The sequence below is a fragment of the Streptomyces venetus genome (assembly GCF_039540295.1).
Lineage (GTDB): Bacteria > Actinomycetota > Actinomycetes > Streptomycetales > Streptomycetaceae > Streptomyces > Streptomyces venetus.
The window spans coordinates 384056-399992 of record NZ_BAABET010000006.1 but is presented as its reverse complement, the minus strand read 5'-3'; the positions used below and the strand labels follow the sequence as shown (position 1 = coordinate 399992).

The 15937-nt window shown below is 71.7% G+C and carries 18 protein-coding genes; 13 read left to right on the top strand and 5 right to left on the bottom strand.

Features of this window, described 5'->3' with window-relative positions; genetic code table 11:
* The first annotated feature begins 46 nt into the window (after positions 1–46).
* The 13 genes from ABEA82_RS21890 to ABEA82_RS21830 all read left to right on the top strand — a co-directional run bounded on the left by ABEA82_RS21890 (position 47) and on the right by ABEA82_RS21830 (position 10148).
* On the top strand, positions 47–2038 hold the full coding sequence (locus ABEA82_RS21890; protein ID WP_345663265.1) for an FAD-dependent oxidoreductase: 1992 nt from the start codon (positions 47–49) through the stop codon (positions 2036–2038).
* On the top strand, positions 2035–3882 hold the full coding sequence (locus tag ABEA82_RS21885; protein WP_345663264.1) for a transketolase: 1848 nt from the start codon (positions 2035–2037) through the stop codon (positions 3880–3882). The genes ABEA82_RS21890 and ABEA82_RS21885 overlap by 4 nt, the downstream gene beginning before the upstream one ends.
* Positions 3879–4808 (top strand): non-homologous end-joining DNA ligase, encoded by a 930-nt coding sequence (gene ligD, locus ABEA82_RS21880; protein WP_345663263.1) that lies wholly within the window; start codon positions 3879–3881, stop codon positions 4806–4808. The genes ABEA82_RS21885 and ligD overlap by 4 nt, the downstream gene beginning before the upstream one ends.
* Positions 4809–4901: 93 nt before the next feature.
* Positions 4902–5273 (top strand): gas vesicle protein GvpO, encoded by a 372-nt coding sequence (locus ABEA82_RS21875; protein ID WP_345663262.1) that lies wholly within the window; start codon positions 4902–4904, stop codon positions 5271–5273.
* 46 nt (positions 5274–5319) lie between these two features.
* Complete coding sequence (locus ABEA82_RS21870) at positions 5320–5754, top strand: gas vesicle structural protein GvpA (protein ID WP_030242502.1); 435 nt, start codon at positions 5320–5322, stop codon at positions 5752–5754.
* Entirely contained in the window at positions 5751–6524 is a 774-nt protein-coding gene (locus ABEA82_RS21865) for a GvpL/GvpF family gas vesicle protein (RefSeq protein WP_345663261.1), read from the top strand. The genes ABEA82_RS21870 and ABEA82_RS21865 overlap by 4 nt, the downstream gene beginning before the upstream one ends.
* A 4-nt stretch (positions 6525–6528) precedes the next feature.
* Complete coding sequence (locus ABEA82_RS21860) at positions 6529–6795, top strand: gas vesicle protein GvpG (protein WP_345663260.1); 267 nt, start codon at positions 6529–6531, stop codon at positions 6793–6795.
* Positions 6792–7424: a DNA primase gene (locus ABEA82_RS21855; RefSeq protein ID WP_345663259.1), complete on the top strand. Its 633-nt coding sequence runs from the start codon at positions 6792–6794 to the stop codon at positions 7422–7424. The genes ABEA82_RS21860 and ABEA82_RS21855 overlap by 4 nt, the downstream gene beginning before the upstream one ends.
* Complete coding sequence (locus ABEA82_RS21850) at positions 7421–8536, top strand: SRPBCC family protein (protein ID WP_345663258.1); 1116 nt, start codon at positions 7421–7423, stop codon at positions 8534–8536. The genes ABEA82_RS21855 and ABEA82_RS21850 overlap by 4 nt, the downstream gene beginning before the upstream one ends.
* A complete protein-coding gene (locus ABEA82_RS21845; protein WP_345663257.1) occupies positions 8533–8871 on the top strand; it encodes a gas vesicle protein in 339 nt (112 codons plus the stop codon). The genes ABEA82_RS21850 and ABEA82_RS21845 overlap by 4 nt, the downstream gene beginning before the upstream one ends.
* Positions 8868–9626, top strand: coding sequence for a GvpL/GvpF family gas vesicle protein (locus ABEA82_RS21840; protein WP_345663256.1), 759 nt, complete (start codon positions 8868–8870; stop codon positions 9624–9626). The genes ABEA82_RS21845 and ABEA82_RS21840 overlap by 4 nt, the downstream gene beginning before the upstream one ends.
* 16 nt (positions 9627–9642) lie before the next feature.
* Positions 9643–9831: a gas vesicle protein gene (locus ABEA82_RS21835; RefSeq protein ID WP_003994122.1), complete on the top strand. Its 189-nt coding sequence runs from the start codon at positions 9643–9645 to the stop codon at positions 9829–9831.
* Positions 9828–10148, top strand: a complete 321-nt coding sequence (locus ABEA82_RS21830) for a gas vesicle protein K (RefSeq protein WP_345663255.1) — start codon at positions 9828–9830, stop codon at positions 10146–10148. The genes ABEA82_RS21835 and ABEA82_RS21830 overlap by 4 nt, the downstream gene beginning before the upstream one ends.
* Positions 10149–10167: 19 nt before the next feature.
* Here ABEA82_RS21830 and ABEA82_RS21825 read toward each other — a convergent pair whose 3' ends face one another.
* The 5 genes from ABEA82_RS21825 to aspA form a co-directional block, all read right to left on the bottom strand.
* Positions 10168–10338: a hydrophobic protein gene (locus ABEA82_RS21825; protein WP_345663254.1), complete on the bottom strand. Its 171-nt coding sequence runs from the start codon at positions 10336–10338 to the stop codon at positions 10168–10170.
* 42 nt (positions 10339–10380) lie between these two features.
* Positions 10381–11202, bottom strand: coding sequence for a class I SAM-dependent methyltransferase (locus tag ABEA82_RS21820; RefSeq protein ID WP_345663481.1), 822 nt, complete (start codon positions 11200–11202; stop codon positions 10381–10383).
* A gap of 103 nt (positions 11203–11305) precedes the next feature.
* Positions 11306–12805 carry a diacylglycerol kinase family protein gene (locus ABEA82_RS21815; protein WP_345663253.1) on the bottom strand — a complete coding sequence of 500 codons (1500 nt, stop codon included), beginning with the start codon at positions 12803–12805 and terminating at the stop codon, positions 11306–11308.
* A 188-nt stretch (positions 12806–12993) separates the two neighbouring features.
* The gene (locus tag ABEA82_RS21810; RefSeq protein ID WP_345663252.1) at positions 12994–14409 is read right to left on the bottom strand and encodes a dicarboxylate/amino acid:cation symporter; all 1416 of its coding nucleotides are present in this window, start codon (positions 14407–14409) and stop codon (positions 12994–12996) included.
* Between the two features lie 72 nt (positions 14410–14481).
* Positions 14482–15882, bottom strand: a complete 1401-nt coding sequence (aspA, locus tag ABEA82_RS21805) for an aspartate ammonia-lyase (RefSeq protein ID WP_345663251.1) — start codon at positions 15880–15882, stop codon at positions 14482–14484.
* Between the last annotated feature and the right edge of the window lie 55 nt (positions 15883–15937).

The following is a 15937-nucleotide window of genomic DNA, read 5'->3' as shown; positions in this document are numbered from 1 at the left end:
GCGGAAGGCTCCCGAGGTACGCGACGGCGCCGGAGGCGAGCCAACCGTGAGTCGACCCCGCATCGTGATCGTCGGTGCCGGTTTCGCCGGATACCGCACGGCCCGCACCCTGTCCCGGATCACCCGGGGGCGGGCCCACATCACCCTGCTCAACCCGACCGACTACTTCCTGTATCTGCCCCTTCTTCCCCAGGTCGCCGCCGGCGTCCTGGAGCCGCGCCGGGTCACGGTCTCCCTCTCGGACACGCTGCACGGCGTACGCCTGGTACTCGGCGAGGCCGACGGCATCGACCTCGACGGGCGCACCCTGCACTACACCGGCCCCGAGGGCGAGGGCGGCACACTCGCCTACGACCGGCTGGTGCTCGCCGCCGGCAGCGTCAACAAGCTGCTTCCCATCCCCGGCGTCGCCGAGCACGCGCACGGCTTCCGGGGGCTGCCCGAGGCGCTCTACCTGCGCGACCACGTGACCCGGCAGGTGGAGCTCGCGGCCGCGGCGGACGACCCCAAGACGCGTGCCGCGCGGTGCACCTTCGTCGTGGTCGGCGCCGGGTACACCGGCACCGAGGTCGCCGCGCACGGGCAGATGTTCACCGACGCGCAGGTCCGCAAGCACCCGCTGCGGCAGGGCATGCGGCCGCGCTGGCTGCTGCTGGACGTGGCGCCGCGGGTGCTGCCCGAGATGGACGAGAAGCTGTCCGCCACCGCCGACCAGGTGCTGCGGGAACGGGGCGTGGACGTGCGGATGGGCACCTCCGTGAAGGAGGCCACGCACGACGGGGTCATGCTGACGGACGGCGAGTTCGTCGACACCCGGACACTGGTGTGGTGCGTGGGCGTACGGCCCGACCCGCTGGTCGAGTCCCTCGGGCTGCCGCTGGAGAAGGGGCGGCTGCTCGTCGACCCGCACCTGCGGGTGCCGGGCCGGGACGAGCTGTTCGCCTGCGGGGACGTGGCGGCGGTGCCCGATCTGGAGAAGCCGGGCGGTTACACGCCGATGACCGCGCAGCACGCCTGGCGGCAGGGCAAGGTCGCGGCGGAGAACGTCGCCGCCTCGCTGGGCCTCGGCGGCGCGCGCAAGCCCTACCGGCACCGGGACCTCGGTTTCGTCGTCGACCTGGGTGGTGCGAAGGCTGCCGCCAACCCGCTGGGCGTGTCCTTGTCCGGGGTGCCTGCCGGGGTGGTGGCGCGGGGCTACCACCTCGCGGCGATGCCCGGCAACCGTGTGCGGGTCGCCGCCGACTGGCTGCTGGACGCGGTACTGCCGCGGCAGGCCGTGCAGTTGGGGCTCGTCCGGTCCTGGTCCGTACCGCTGGACACGTCGTCGCCGGAGCTGGCCCGGGTGCCGGGCGGGCCCGGACAGCGGGACGAGGTCCGTGCCCGGTCCGGGCCGGGCGCGGCGCTCGCCTCCGACACCCATGACGAACCCGGCAGGGGCGGGGCCGGGGAAGAGCCCGCGAAGGGGCAGCCCGGATCCGGATCGACGCAGGTACGACCCGGACCCGGGCCCGCGCAGCCCCGCACCGAGGCCGAGACGGCGAAGGGCCGCCCGACCGCGACGCCGCCCGGGGAGGGACCCGGTTCCCGCTTCGCGGAGCAGCGCTCCGAGGCGGAGACGGCGAAGGGGCAACGGGGCCGCGAGCCGGCGACAAGCCAGCCGGGTGGTGAGCCTGCCAGGGGCTCCGGCGGCGAGTCGACCAGGAACCGGCCCGGTGGCGAACCGGCGAAGCACCAGCCCGACGGTGAGCCCGCGAAGACCCAGCCGGGCGGTGAGCCTGCCAGGGGCTCCGGTGGCGAGTCCGCCAGGAACCAACCCGGCGGCGAGCCCGCGAAGAACCAGCCCGGCAGGGAGGCTGCCAAGAATCAGCCCGGTGGTGAGCCCGCCAAGAACCAGCCCGGCGGTGAGCCCGCGAAGAGCCAGCCCCGGCCCAGCACCCTCGAACCGCCGCCCGGTCAGCCGCCGCCGGGTGCCGGCACCGCACCCGGCCCCGTCAAGCGATCCGATGCGCCGGACGACTCCGCGAAAGGAGACTCATGAACACCGGTGAACTCACCGACCTCGGCCAGCAGCTGCGCGTGGACAGTGTCCGCGCCGCCGCCGCGGCGGGCTCCGGACACCCCACGTCCTCGATGTCCGCGGCGGACCTGATGGCCGTCCTGCTCGCGCACCACTTCCACTACGACTTCGACCGCCCCGCCCACCCCGGCAACGACCGCTTCGTCCTCTCCAAGGGACACGCCTCCCCGCTGCTGTACTCCGCGTACAAGGCGGCCGGCGCCATCGACGACGAGGAACTGCTCACCTTCCGCAAGCTGGGCAGCCGACTCGAAGGGCACCCCACACCGCAGCGTCTGCCCTGGGTCGAGACGGCCACCGGCTCGCTCGGCCAGGGCCTGCCGGTCGGCGTCGGCATCGCGCTCGCCGGCAAGCGGCTCGACCGCACCGGCTACCGCGTGTGGGTGCTGTGCGGCGACAGCGAGCTGGCCGAGGGATCCGTGTGGGAGGCCGCCGAGCACGCCGGGTACGAGCACCTGGACAACCTCACCGTGATCGTCGACGTCAACCGGCTCGGCCAGCGCGGCCCGACCCGGCACGGGCACGACCTGGACGCCTACGCCCGCCGTTTCAAGGCGTTCGACTGGCACACCATCGAGGTCGACGGCCATGACGTGGACGCCATCGACCGCGCCTACGGCGAGGCCGCGTCCACCAAGGGCCAGCCCACCGCGATCCTGGCCCGCACCCTCAAGGGCAAGGGCGTCGAGGGCGTCCAGGACCGTGAGGGCCTGCACGGCAAGCCGCTGCCCGAGGCGGACGAGGCGATCGCCGAACTCGGGGGCCCGCGCGACATCCGCGTCCAGGTGCAGGAACCGCCCGCCGCGCGCATGCTGCACTCCGTCCACACCGGGAACTTCGAACTCCCGAAGTGGGACAAGGGCGAGGAGGTCGCCACCCGCAACGCGTTCGGCGAGGCGCTGGCCGCACTCGGCACCGGCCGCGGCGACATCGTCGCCCTGGACGGCGAGGTCGGAGACTCCACCCGCGCCGAGTTCTTCGCCAAGGAGCACCCCGACCGCTACTTCGAGTGCTACATCGCCGAGCAGCAACTGGTCGCCTCCGCGGTCGGGCTCGCGACTCGCGGCTGGGTGCCGTACGCCGCCACCTTCGCGGCCTTCCTGACCCGGGCCCACGACTTCATCCGGATGGCCTCCGTCAGCGGCGCCGGCATCAACCTCGTCGGCTCGCACGCGGGTGTGGCCATCGGCGAGGACGGGCCCAGCCAGATGGGCCTGGAGGACCTGGCGATGATGCGGGCGGTGCACGGCTCGACCGTGCTGTACCCCTGCGACGCCAACCAGACCGCACGGCTCGTCGGCGCGATGGCCGGCCTGGAGGGCGTCCGCTATCTGCGCACCTCGCGCGGCGAGAGCCCGGTGATCTACGGCCCGGACGAGGAGTTCCCGGTCGGCGGGAGCAAGGTGCTGCGCTCCTCCGGCGAGGACCGGCTGACCCTCGTCGCGGCGGGCGTCACCGTGCACGAGGCCCTGGCCGCCGCCGACGCCCTGGCCGGTGAGGGCATTCAGGCACGGGTGATCGACCTGTACTCCGTGAAGCCCGTCGACCGCGCCACCCTGCGCCGGGCCGCCGAGGAGACCGGCTGCCTGGTGACCGTGGAGGACCACCACCCGGAGGGCGGCATCGGGGACGCGGTCCTCGACGCCTTCACCGACGGGCGCCCCGTACCGCGCCTGGTGCGGCTCGGCGTACGGAGCATGCCCGGCTCGGCCTCCCCGGACGAGCAACTGCACGCCGCGGGCATCGACGCGGAGTCGATCGCCGCGGCCGGGCGGCTGCTGGTCGAGGAGGCGGTCGTGCCGTGAGCGGCGGCGACGGCACGCGCAGGGTGCGGGCCGGCCGCCGCACCGTGGAGGTGCACCGGCCGGACAAGGTGCTCTTCCCCGGCGGCGGGGACGCCAAGGAGTACACCAAGGGCGACCTGGTGGACTACCACCGGGCCGTCGCGCCCTTCATGCTGCCGCACCTGCGCGGCCGTCCGCTGATGCTGGAGCGGCACCCGGACGGCCTCGACGGCCCCCGCTTCATGCAGAAGAACACCCCGGACCACTACCCGGAGTGGATCGACCGCGTCGAGCTGTCCAAGGAAGGCGGCACCGTCTGCCACACCGTGTGCGACGACACCGCGACTCTCCTCTACCTGGCCGACCAGGCGAGCATCACCCTGCACCGCTGGCTGTCCCGCGCCGACAACGCCGACCACCCCGACCGGCTGGTCTTCGACCTCGACCCGGCGGGGGACGACTTCGAGGCGGTCCGGGAGGCCGCCCGGCTGGTGGGGGAGTTGCTCGACGAGCTGGAGCTGCCCTCGGCGCTGATGACCACCGGCTCGCGCGGGCTGCACGTGATCGTGCCGTTGAACGGCCGGCACGACTTCGACGAGGTGCGCGCCTTCGCCCGGGACGTCGCGGACACGCTCGCCGGCGCCCACCCCGACCGGCTCACCACCGCCGCCCGCAAGAAGGACCGCGGTGAGCGGCTCTACCTCGATGTGCAACGCAACGCCTACGCGCAGACGGCCGTCGCGCCGTTCACCGTCCGGCCCCGGCCGGGCGCGCCCGTGGCGACCCCCGTCAGCTGGGAGCAACTGGACGACCCCGAACTGCACGCCCGCCGCTGGACCATCGCCGACGCGGTCGAGCAGGCCCGCACGAACCCCTGGTCGGGCCTGCTGAACCGTGGTCGGTCACTGGGCCCGGCCCGGCGGCGGCTGGACGCCCTGCGCGGCTGAGGCACCCTCCGGCGGCGGGCGGTGGGTGGCAGATGCATGCGCCCGTAGAGGTTTGGCGAACACTCTTGCGGCCACACGGAGGGAGAGGTGGCCATGTCGAACACAAAGAACACGCAAGACTCACAAGGTTCACAGGAAGAACAGGGGTCACAGAAGTCGCGCACATCGAGCGATCGGCACCGGGCCGCCGAGCGGCCGAGCCCGATGGAGGTGCTGCGCCAGGCGCGCGGTCAGCTCGCGGAGCTCACCGGTATGGAAGCCGAGTCCGTGTCGTCCTTCGAGCAGACGGAGGAGGGCTGGCAGCTGGAGGTCGAGGTCCTCGAACTCGAGCGCGTGCCCGACACGATGAGCCTGATGGCGAGCTACCAGGTGGAGCTCGACTCCCAGGGGCAGCTCACCGGCTACCGGCGCGTTCGTCGCTACGAGCGTGGTCGGTCCGACGCGCGCAGGTCCGGCGGCCGCTAGGCCGCCCGATCGGACCCACACCCTCAGAGAAGGAGGAGTATCCGGCATGACTGTCGTACCGGCACAGCAGACCGGCGGCGGAGGCGGCAGCAGCGGTCTCTACGACGTGCTCGAACTGGTTCTCGACAGGGGGCTCGTGATCGACGCGTTCGTGCGGGTGTCCCTGGTCGGCATCGAGATCCTCAAGATCGACGTCCGAGTTGTCGTCGCCAGCGTCGACACCTATCTGCGCTTCGCCGAGGCGTGCAACCGGCTCGACCTGGAGGCCGGGCCGCGCAAGGACCCCGGCCTGCCCGACCTGGTCGGCGAGATGACCGAGTCCGGCGCGCGCGGCAAGTCCAAGGGGGCGCTGTCGGGCGCCGCCGAGACCATCTCCGACGCCTTCAAGCAGGCGCGCGACGAAGGCTCCGAGCGCCAGGGCGAGTCCCGTCCGCGCGCCCGTAAGAGCACGTCGTCCCGCCGGAAGGAGGAGCAGGAGTGAGCACCTACGTCTATGGCATCGCGGCGAGCACGCACCCCTCCCTCCCCGAGGGCATGGGCGGCGTCGGCGACCCTCCCCGCCCGGTGCGCGTCCTGCGGGAGGGCGATCTGGCGGCCGTCGTCAGCGACGCTCCCGAGGGGCTGCGGCCCAAGCGCAGGGACCTGCTCGCCCACCAGAACGTGCTCAGCGAGGCGGGCGCGGCCGCCTGCGTGCTGCCCATGCGGTTCGGCAGCGTCGCCCCGGACGACAACTCGATCACCGGCGTGCTCGCCGAGCGGGCCGAGCACTACAAGGAGCGCCTGCGGGCCCTGGACGGCCGCGTCGAGTACAACGTGAAGGCCAACCACGTGGAAGAGGCCGTCCTGCACCAGGTGATGGCCGAGAGCCCGGACATCCGCGGTCTCGCGGAGGCCAACCGGCAGGCCGGCGGCGGCAGTTACGACGACAAGATCCGGCTCGGCGAGCTGGTGGCGGCCGCGGTGAAGGCCAAGGAGGCCGACGACGCCGCCGCACTCCAGAGCGCGCTGGAGCCCGCCGCCGAGGACGTGAGTGTGGGCCCCGAGTCCACCGGCTGGCTGGCCAACGTGTCGTTCCTGGTGGACCGCGAGTCGGCCGAGAACTTCCTGGCCGCGGTGGAGCAGGCCCGCAAGGACATGCCGCACCTGGAGGTCCGGATCAACGGCCCGCTGCCGCCGTACAGCTTCGTCGAGTCCGGGCCGGCCGAGCCGGCAAGCACCGCGGCGAGTGGCACCGACACCGGAGCGGGGTGACGACATGGGCCTGATCTCCGAGGTGCTGCTGCTGCCGCTCGCACCGGTGCGCGGCAGCGCCTGGGCCGTCAAACAGGTACTCCAGGAGGCCGAGCGGATCTACTACGACCCCGCCACGGTCCGGGCCGAACTGTCCCGTCTGGAGGAGCAGTTGGAGGCCGGGGAGATCACGGAGGAGGAGTTCGACCGCATCGAGGACGAACTCCTCGACCGGTTGGAGACCGCTACGCGCGGGAGCGCGGGAACAGGCCAACAAGGGACGGCACAATGAACCGAACGGGACTGGGCCTCGCGGTGGGGGCCGGCTACCTCCTGGGGCGCACCAAGAAGCTGAAGATGGCGATCGCCGTCGGCGGCTTGGTCGCCGGGAAGAAGCTGAACCTGAGTCCGCGCATGGTCGCGGAGCTGGTCCAGCAGCAGCTGCGGGACAACCCGCAGTTCAAGGAGATCGGGGAGCAACTGCGCGGGGATCTGCGCGGGGTGGGCAAGGCGGCCTCCGGCGCCATGGTCGAGCGGCAGCTCGACTCCCTCGCCGACCGGCTCCACGGCCGTACGGCCCGGATGCGCGACGAGCTGACGGGCGCGGTGTCCGGCGGACGCGACGAGGACGCCGAGGAGGCCGAGTACGACGAGGACGAGGAGCCCGAGGAGCCTGAGGACTCCGGTCCCGAGGCGGACGAGGAGCCGGAACCGGCGGCGAAGAAGTCCGCCGAGAAGGCACCGGCGAAGAAGGCTCCCGCCAAGAAGGCCGCCAAGAAGGCACCGGCGAAGAAGGCTCCCGCCAAGAAGGCCCCGGCCAAGAAGACGGCGGCGAAGAAGACCACGGCCGCGAAGAAGGCGACCGCCGGCCGGGGCGGCAGCGCCCGGTCCCGGCTGCCGAAGGGAGGCGGTGAGGGATGAGCGACACTCTCGGCTCGGCGAAGTCCGCCGCTGACGGAGCGACGAAGAACCCGCTCACGGACCTGGCCCACAGCGAGGCCGCCGACCGGCTCAAGGCCGAGTTGCAGGAGTACCTCGCCGCCCAGGCCACTCGTATGCTGACCGGCGTCGGCCGCAAGCTCGGCGAGACCACCGGCAAGCTGAACGACATCGCCGAGGGCAACAGCCCCGGCTTCGCCAAACTCGCCCTCGACGGCGGTCGCAAGCTCGCCGAGGGCAAGGGACCGCTGCGCGCCGCGGTGGAGACCGGCGGCTCGCAGCTCAAGGAGAAGGTCACAGGCGCCTTCAAGAACCTCGGCGGCGGCAAGGGCAAGAAGGGCAAGGGCCGGTCCGGCAACAAGCCCACCGTCATCATCGAGCACATCGACGTCGGTGTGCCGCTGCGCACCGCCTACGACCAGTGGACGCAGTACCAGGACTTCAGCACCTTCGCGAAGGGCGTCAAGAGCGCGAGCCGCGACGACGACACCCACTCGGACTGGCAGGCGAAGATCTGGTGGTCCAACCGCAGCTGGAAGGCGAAGACGACCGAGCAGATCCCCGACGACCGCATCGCGTGGACCTCCGAGGGGGCCAAGGGCACCACCAAGGGCGTCGTCTCCTTCCACCGGCTCACCGAGAACCTGACCCGCGTCCTGCTGGTCATCGAGTACTACCCGTCCGGCTTCTTCGAGAAGACCGGCAACATCTGGCGCGCCCAGGGCCGGCGCGCCCGGCTCGACCTGAAGAACTTCGTCCGCTTCATCACGATCAAGGGCGAGGCGGAGGACGGCTGGCGCGGTGAGATCCGCGACGGCGAGGTCGTCCGCAGCCACGAGGACGCGCTCGCCGACGAGGAATCCGAGGAGGAGGGCACCGAGGAGGAGGGCACCGAGGAAGAGCCCGAGGCCGAGTACGACGAGGAGGAAGAAGAGGAGGGCGAAGAGGAGCCCGAGGGCGAGTACGAGGACGACGCCGAGGCCGAGTACGACGAGGAGGCCGAAGGCGAGGAGGAGCCCGAGGGTGAGCCGGAGGAGGAGTACGAGGAGGACGAGTACGAAGACGAGGACGCGGAGGCAGGGAGCCGGCGATGACGACGCCCAGCAGGATGCCCGAGCCCTACGGCCAGGGGAGCAGCGCCAACCTGGCGGACATTCTGGAACGGGTCCTGGACAAGGGCATCGTCATCGCGGGCGACATCAAGATCAACCTGCTCGACATCGAACTCCTCACCATCAAGCTGCGTCTGGTCGTCGCCTCCGTGGACAAGGCGAAGGAGATGGGCATCGACTGGTGGGAAAGCGACCCGATGCTGTCCTCGCGGGCCCGGCGTGATGAACTGACCCGTGAGAACGCCGAGTTGCGCGAGAGGCTGGCCCGGCTGGAGGAACTGGAGACCGGCCGCGCGGAGAAGAAGGAGGCACCGTGACCGGCCTGCGGTACGTCTACGCCGTCTGCCGCCCCTTCGGCACACCGCTCCAGTCCCAGCTGAAGGGGGTGGCGGGTGATCCGCCCAGAGCGCTGACCCATCACGGCCTCGTCGCCGTGGTCAGCCATGTGCCGGAGCGGGACTTCGCGGAGGAACCGCTCCACCGGCATCTGGAGGACCTGGACTGGCTCACCGAGACCGCCCGCGCCCACCAGGGCGTGATCGACGCGCTGACGACCGTCACGACGCCGCTGCCGCTCCGGCTGGGTACCGTCTTCCGGGACGACAGCGGCGTACGGACGATGCTGGAAGCCCGCGAAGAGGACTTCCAGCGCACCCTCGACCGGCTGGAGGGCCGGGTCGAGTGGGGCGTCAAGGTGTACGCCGAGTCCGAGCCGAAGGAGGCCGCCCAGCCGGCGCAGAAGGCCGCGTCGGGCCGGGACTACCTGCGCCAGCGGCGTGCTCAGACCCGGTCGCACGAGGAAATGTGGCAGAAGGCCGAGAGTTTCTCGACCCATCTGCACGAGCAGCTCTCCGCATTCGCGGAGGATTCCCGGCTGCACCCGCCGCAGAATCCCGCCCTTTCCAAGGCCACCGGGCGGAACGTATTGAACGCGGCATATCTCGTGCCGCGTGCGCATTCCGAGGAATTCGTGGAACTGGTGGACCGCACCAAGGGAGAACTGCCCGGAATGCGTATAGAACTCACCGGCCCCTGGGCGGCCTATTCGTTCGCCGGGGAGGCCGCGACATGACGGGCGGGGAGAAGCAGTGACCGTAGTGGAACGCCGTGAGGTCGCCCTCGTGGACCTGCTCGACCGGCTGCTCGCCGGCGGTGTCGTGATCACGGGGGACATCACCTTGCGCATCGCCGACGTCGACCTCGTCCGTATCGACCTCAACGCGCTCATCAGTTCGGTGAACGCCCAGGTGCCCTCCCCGTTCGAGGAGTTGCTGTGACGTCGTCCGACAGTCCCGAAGAGCGTCCGGGGCCGCAGCGCAACAGGCTGAACCTGGAGCCCGACACCGTCGAGCGTGACCTGCTCAAACTCGTGCTGACGGTGGTGGAGCTGCTGCGTCAGCTCATGGAGCGCCAGGCGCTGCGCCGGTTCGACGTGGGGGACCTGAGCGAGGAGCAGGAGGAGCGGATCGGGCTCACGCTGATGCTGCTCGAGGAGCGTATGACGGAACTGCGCGAGCGCTACGACCTGCGGCCCGAGGACCTCAATCTGGACCTCGGGCCGCTCGGACCGCTGCTGCCCAGGGACGGGGGCTGACCCCGTCCCCGGGGCTCACTCACCACCTGTACCAGCGGCCCCTGCCTCCGGACGCCGACGTGCCCCGCACGACGAATCCCAGCAGCCACAGCACGACAACCGCCAACGCGATCCACCAGAGCACCTTTACTGCAAATCCGGCGCCGAACAGGATCAAAGCCAGAAGCAGCACCAGCAGAATGGGAACCATAATTCGAACCTCCTGCTCTACTGGTTTCCCGTAAAACGGGGATCAGGCTTCCTTTCTGCAGAGAATTTCTCCGTGCAGCACGCTGAACCAGCCGTCCTCCCGCCGCCCCCATTCCCGCCAGGCGCCGGCCACGGCCCGGAGCCGCTCCTCGGTCGCGTGCCCGCCCTGGCGGGCACGCTCCGCGTAGGCCGACGCCGTCGTCCGGTCGGCCCAGAGTCCGCTCCACCACGCGCGCTCGTCCGGCGTGGCGAAGGTCCATGTCGCGGAGCTCGCCGTGACGTCCGTGAATCCCGCGCGCAGCGCCCACGCCTTCAGCCGCCGCCCGGCGTCCGGCTCACCTCCGTTGGCGCGGGCGACCCGGCGGTAGAGGTCCAGCCAGTCGTCGAGCCCGTCGGACGCCGGGAACCAGGTCATGGCCGCGTAGTCGGCGTCCCGTACGGCGACGAGACCCCCCGGCCTGACCACCCGCTTCATCTCGCGCAGCGCCTGTACGGGGTCGCCCACGTGCTGGAGCACCTGATGGGCGTGCACGACACAGAACGTGTCGTCCGGGTAGTCCAGGGCGTGCACGTCGGCGACCGCGAAGTCGACATTGCCCAGCCCTTGCCCGGCCACCGTGGCACGCGCCCGCTCCAGGATCTCCGGTGCCCGGTCGACGCCGGTGACGTGCCCGTCGGGCACGAGCCGAGCCAGGTCGGCGGTGATGGTGGCGGGCCCGCACCCGACGTCCAGGATCCTCATGTGCGGCTTGAGCGAAGGCAGGAGGTACGCGGCCGAGTTGGCGGCGGTCCGCCAGGTGTGCGAGCGCAGCACCGACTCGTGGTGCCCGTGCGTGTAGACGGCGGTCTCCCGTGGTTCCGGCATGGCGGATCCCACCCCTTCCGTTCGGGTCGGCATGGGATCACGGTACGCAGTCGGGCCGAATAATGAGACCCGCGTCCTGATATATGGACTGACGGACCGTCAGTCAGCGGCGGGGCATCGGCCGGTAGACGGTCAGCGCCTCCGGCAGCTTCTCCAGCGTCACGCGGCCCGCCACCTCGGTGACCTCACCGTCGTAGGCGAGGAGCGTGCCGGGCGCCACGTGGTCCAGGTGCAGCCGTCCCACCTGGACGGCCGCATGGACGGGGGAGCGGGTCAGAGGCCCGGCGAGGGCGGCGGCGAGGAGCCGCACGGCCGGCCGGCGTCCGCCGTGCGCGACCCGCACGTCGAGCTGCCCGTCCGCCAGGTCCCTCCGGCGGCCGGGTGCCAGCCCCATGCGGTGGTAGGTGCCGTTCCCGGCGAACAGCAGCCACAGGGGACGGGTACGACCCTGGAACTCGGCCTCCAGCGGGTGCCGGTCGGCCCGTAGCACACGCACGGCCGCGAGCACCCCGGCGGGCCAGCCGCCGATCCGGGGCGACCAGCGTTCCCGTTGCCGCACCAGCTCCGGGTAGACGCCGACGCTGCACGTGTTGAGGAAGACGCCGTGTGCGTCGCCGCACGCGTACCGCCCCACGTCCACGCGCACGGCGTCGCCCTCCCGCAGCGCGCGGGCGAGATCGCGTGCGTTCTCCACCCCGAGGTCGTGGGCGAAGTGGTTGAGGGTGCCGCCGGGCAGGACGGCGAGGGGCAGTCCGGAGCGCAGGGCGATCCGGGCGGCGGTGTTCACGGTGCCGTCACCGCCGCACACACCGAGGACGCGGGCGCGGCCGGCGGCCTTCTCCAACTCCGCGCGCACGTCCTGCGGCGCGCACTCGACGACCTCGGCGAGCGGAAGGGCGTCCCGCAGGGCGCGGGCGCGCTCGGCGGTTCCCGCGGCGGTGTTCGCGACGAGGACGAGTCCCTCACCGTCCGGCAGCGCCGGGACCTCGGCGCGGGAGCGGGCCTGCGGGGCGCCCCCGCCGCGCGTCGGTACCAGGCCGCGTACGGCGAGCGCGGCACCCACGCCCAGGGCCGCGCCCGCCAGCACGTCGCTCGGGAAGTGGGTGCCGGCGCGGACGCGGGAGAGGGCCACCGAGGCGGCCACCGGTCCCACGGCAGCGCCCCAGGCGGGGGACTCCAGGGCTACCCCGGCGGCGAAGGCGGCGGCCGACGCGGCGTGGCCGGGGGGGAACGAGGTGGTGACCGGCCTCCGCCTCAGCTGCCGGAGCAGGCGGAGCGCGGCGGCCGGCGCCGGGCGGGAGTGCCGTACCGAGCGCCTGCCCAGGGCGCGGACGGTGAGGGAGGCGAGACCGAGGGAGGCCAGTCCTCGGGTCGCCGCGCGACGGGCGCGGGGAGTGCGGCTCGCCGCGAGCGCGGCGGCGGCCACGAACCACAGCGCGCCGTGGTCCGCGCTCCGGCTCAGGCGGGACGCGACGGAACGCGCCCCTGGCCGGTACCGGCCGTCGACCGCCTCGAAGAGACGTCCGTCCAGCGCCGTCAGACGCTCGCGCAGGGGATGGTGCCCGGGCTTCGGTGCGGTGAGGTCCAGGTCGGGGGTCGTCATGCGGGTGCGGGTACCCGGCGGGGAGAGCGCACACCGAACCCGAGTCCGGGGGCTGTTGGAGTGCCGGTGGGCGGGATGCCGAGTCCCGGGCGGGGTCGGTGCGCCGGGGGTGGGCGCACCGACCCCGCCCGGGACAGGGCTGGGCGGCCGGTTCCGGGCCAGGACCTCTGTGGCTTACTGGGCGCGCGTCACCGCGCGGTCTCCTTCTGCCGCGGTGCGTCCTGCCGCGGTCCGTCCGCACCATCCTGTCCGGGAACATCGTGTCCGGGCACGTCGGCTGACGGGCCGTCCTGATCGTCCCGGCCGTCCTGATCGTCCCAGCCGTCCTGTACGGCGTTCCGCTTGGCCTCCGACCGGTCCACGACGGCCGCGGCCAGCGCGTTCCCGACGACGTTCACCGCGGTGCGCGCCATGTCGACGATGAAGTCGACGCCGACCAGGAGAGCCACGCCCTCGGGCGGGATGCCCATCGTCTTGCCCGCGGCCAGCAGCACCACGATGGAGGCCGAGGTGACGCCCGCCATGCCCTTGGACAGCACCACCAGGACACCGACCATCAGCAGCAGCGAGGCGATCGAGGTGTCCGTGTCGTAGGCGTGGGCGAGATACACGAGGGCGGTGGCCTGGTAGAGCACGGAGCCGTCGGTGTTGAACGAGTAGCCGAGGGGGACGACGAACGAGGTGGTCGAGCGGCTCACCCCGAAGGCCTCCAGCCTGCCCATCAGCGGCGCCAGCACCGCTTCGGAGCTGCGGGTGACGAACGCGATGCCGACGAGCCCGCCGATCCGCCGGAGCAGGTCCACGTACCGGATCCGGTAGATCAGGGCGATGCACGGGAAGACGACGCCGATGACGACGGCCAGCCCCGCGTAGACCACGGCGATGAAGCCGAGCAGGCTCCTGAGGTTCCCGAAGCCGTAGTGCGCCACGTCGTAGCTGATGAAGCCGAGGACGCCCACGGGAGCGATCCGGATGACATGGCCGACCACCTTGAACATGGCCGACGAGACGGAGTCGAGGACGGAGGCGAAGGGGGCCGCCTTCTCTCCGACGGCGGCCATGCCGACCCCGAGGAAGAGCGCGAAGACGATGGCGGCGAGCAGATTGCCCTCGGCGAACGCGGCGAAGACGTTCTTCGGGATCGAGTGCAGGACGAGCTCGTGGAAGTCGACGCCCTGATCGAGCTTCTCCACGCTCCCGGAGTCGGCCCCGGCGACCGGGGCGCCCTTGCCGATGCCGGTGACCTTGGCCAGCGCCACCGCGATCAGCAGGATCACCGTGGTGACGATCTCGAAGTAGAGGATCGCCTTGCCCGCGATCCGGCCCACTTTCTTCACCGACTCCATGCGGGCGATGCCCAGCACGATCAGCGGGAAGACCAGGGGCAGCACGACCATCTGCACCAGGTTCAGGAAGACGTCGCCCAGGAGCTTCAACTGCTCACCGACAGACGGCGCGAGCGTTCCGATCAGTGCGCCGAGTCCCACCGCGAGCGCCGACTGCACCCCGAGTGGCAGGTGCCACCAGCGTTTGGCGCGGGGGGCCGGTTCGGGCGCGCCGGCGTCGTCGTCGTGGCGGCTGCCGGTGCTGCGTTCTGTCGCCATGTACCGAGCTCCAATGGGTGAGCTGATGGGGGGACGTACGTGGGGGGTGAAGGTGGGGGAGGGGTGGGCGGATCAGATCCCTGTCCCGGCGATCTCCTCCGGCCGCAGCAGGGCCGCGAGCCGGTCGGCCGGCAACAACCCCTTCTCCAGCACGAGTTCGGCGACGCCCCGGCCGGTGGCGAGGGCCTCCTGGGCGATGCCGGTGGCGGCCGTGTAGCCGATGTGCGGGTTCAGGGCGGTGACGAGCCCGATCGAGTTCTCCACGTCGGCGCGCAGCTTCGCGGTGTTGGCGGTGATGCCGTCGACGCAGCGACGGGCGAGCGTGAGGCACGCTGCACGCAGGTGGGTGAGGGACTCGGACAGGGAGTGCAGGATGATCGGCTCGAAGGCGTTGAGCTGGAGCTGTCCGGCCTCGGCGGCCATGGTGATGGTGACGTCGTTGCCGATGACCTCGAAGGCGACCTGGTTGACCACCTCCGGGATCACCGGGTTGACCTTGCCCGGCATGATCGACGAACCGGCCTGCACGGGCGGCAGGTTGATCTCGCCGAGCCCGGCCCTCGGGCCCGAGGACAGCAGCCGCAGGTCGTTGCAGCTCTTGGACAGCTTGACCGCGATCCGCTTGAGCACGCCCGACATCTGCACGAACGCCCCGCAGTCCTGGGTCGCCTCGACCAGGTTCGCCGCGGTCGTCAACGGCAGTCCGGTGATGGCGGCCAGGTGGCGGCGGGCCGCCTCGGCGTACCCGGCGGGGGCGTTGAGGCCGGTGCCGATCGCCGTGGCGCCCAGGTTGATCTCATGGACGAGCAGCGCGGCCTCGGCCAGCCGGCTCCGGTCCTCCTCCAGCATCACCGCGTACGCCGAGAACTCCTGGCCGAGCGTCATGGGGACCGCGTCCTGGAGCTGGGTCCGGCCCATCTTCAGGACGTCACGGAACTCCTCGGCCTTGGTTGCGAAGGCGTCGCCCAGCACGGTCATCGCGTCGAGCAGCTCCCGCACGGCGACGATCGTGGCGACCTTGACCGCCGTCGGATAGACGTCGTTGGTGGACTGGCCCAGATTGACGTCCTCGTTGGGATGCAGGTGGTGGTAGTCGCCCTTGGCGTGGCCGAGGAGCTCCAGCGCCCGGTTGGCGATCACCTCGTTGGCGTTCATGTTCGTGGAGGTCCCCGCGCCGCCCTGGACGACGTCGACCACGAACTGGTCGTGCAGCGCGCCGTCGCGGATCTCCCGGCAGGCCGCCGCGATCGCGTCGGACTTGCGCGCCGGGAGCAGACCGAGGTCCTGGTTGGCGCGGGCGGCGGCCTCCTTCACGGCGGCGAGCGCGTCGATCAGGTGCGGATAGGCGGAGATCGCCGTGCCGGTGATCGGGAAGTTCTCCACGGCACGGGCCGTGTGGACGCCCCAGTACGCGTCGGCCGGCACGTCCCGGTCACCCAGAAGGTCGTGTTCACGGCGCTGCCGCTCGGTCATGGGCACAGCAAAATCCTTCGGCGAGGGAGTGTGGGGGGGAGCCGGGAGACAACTC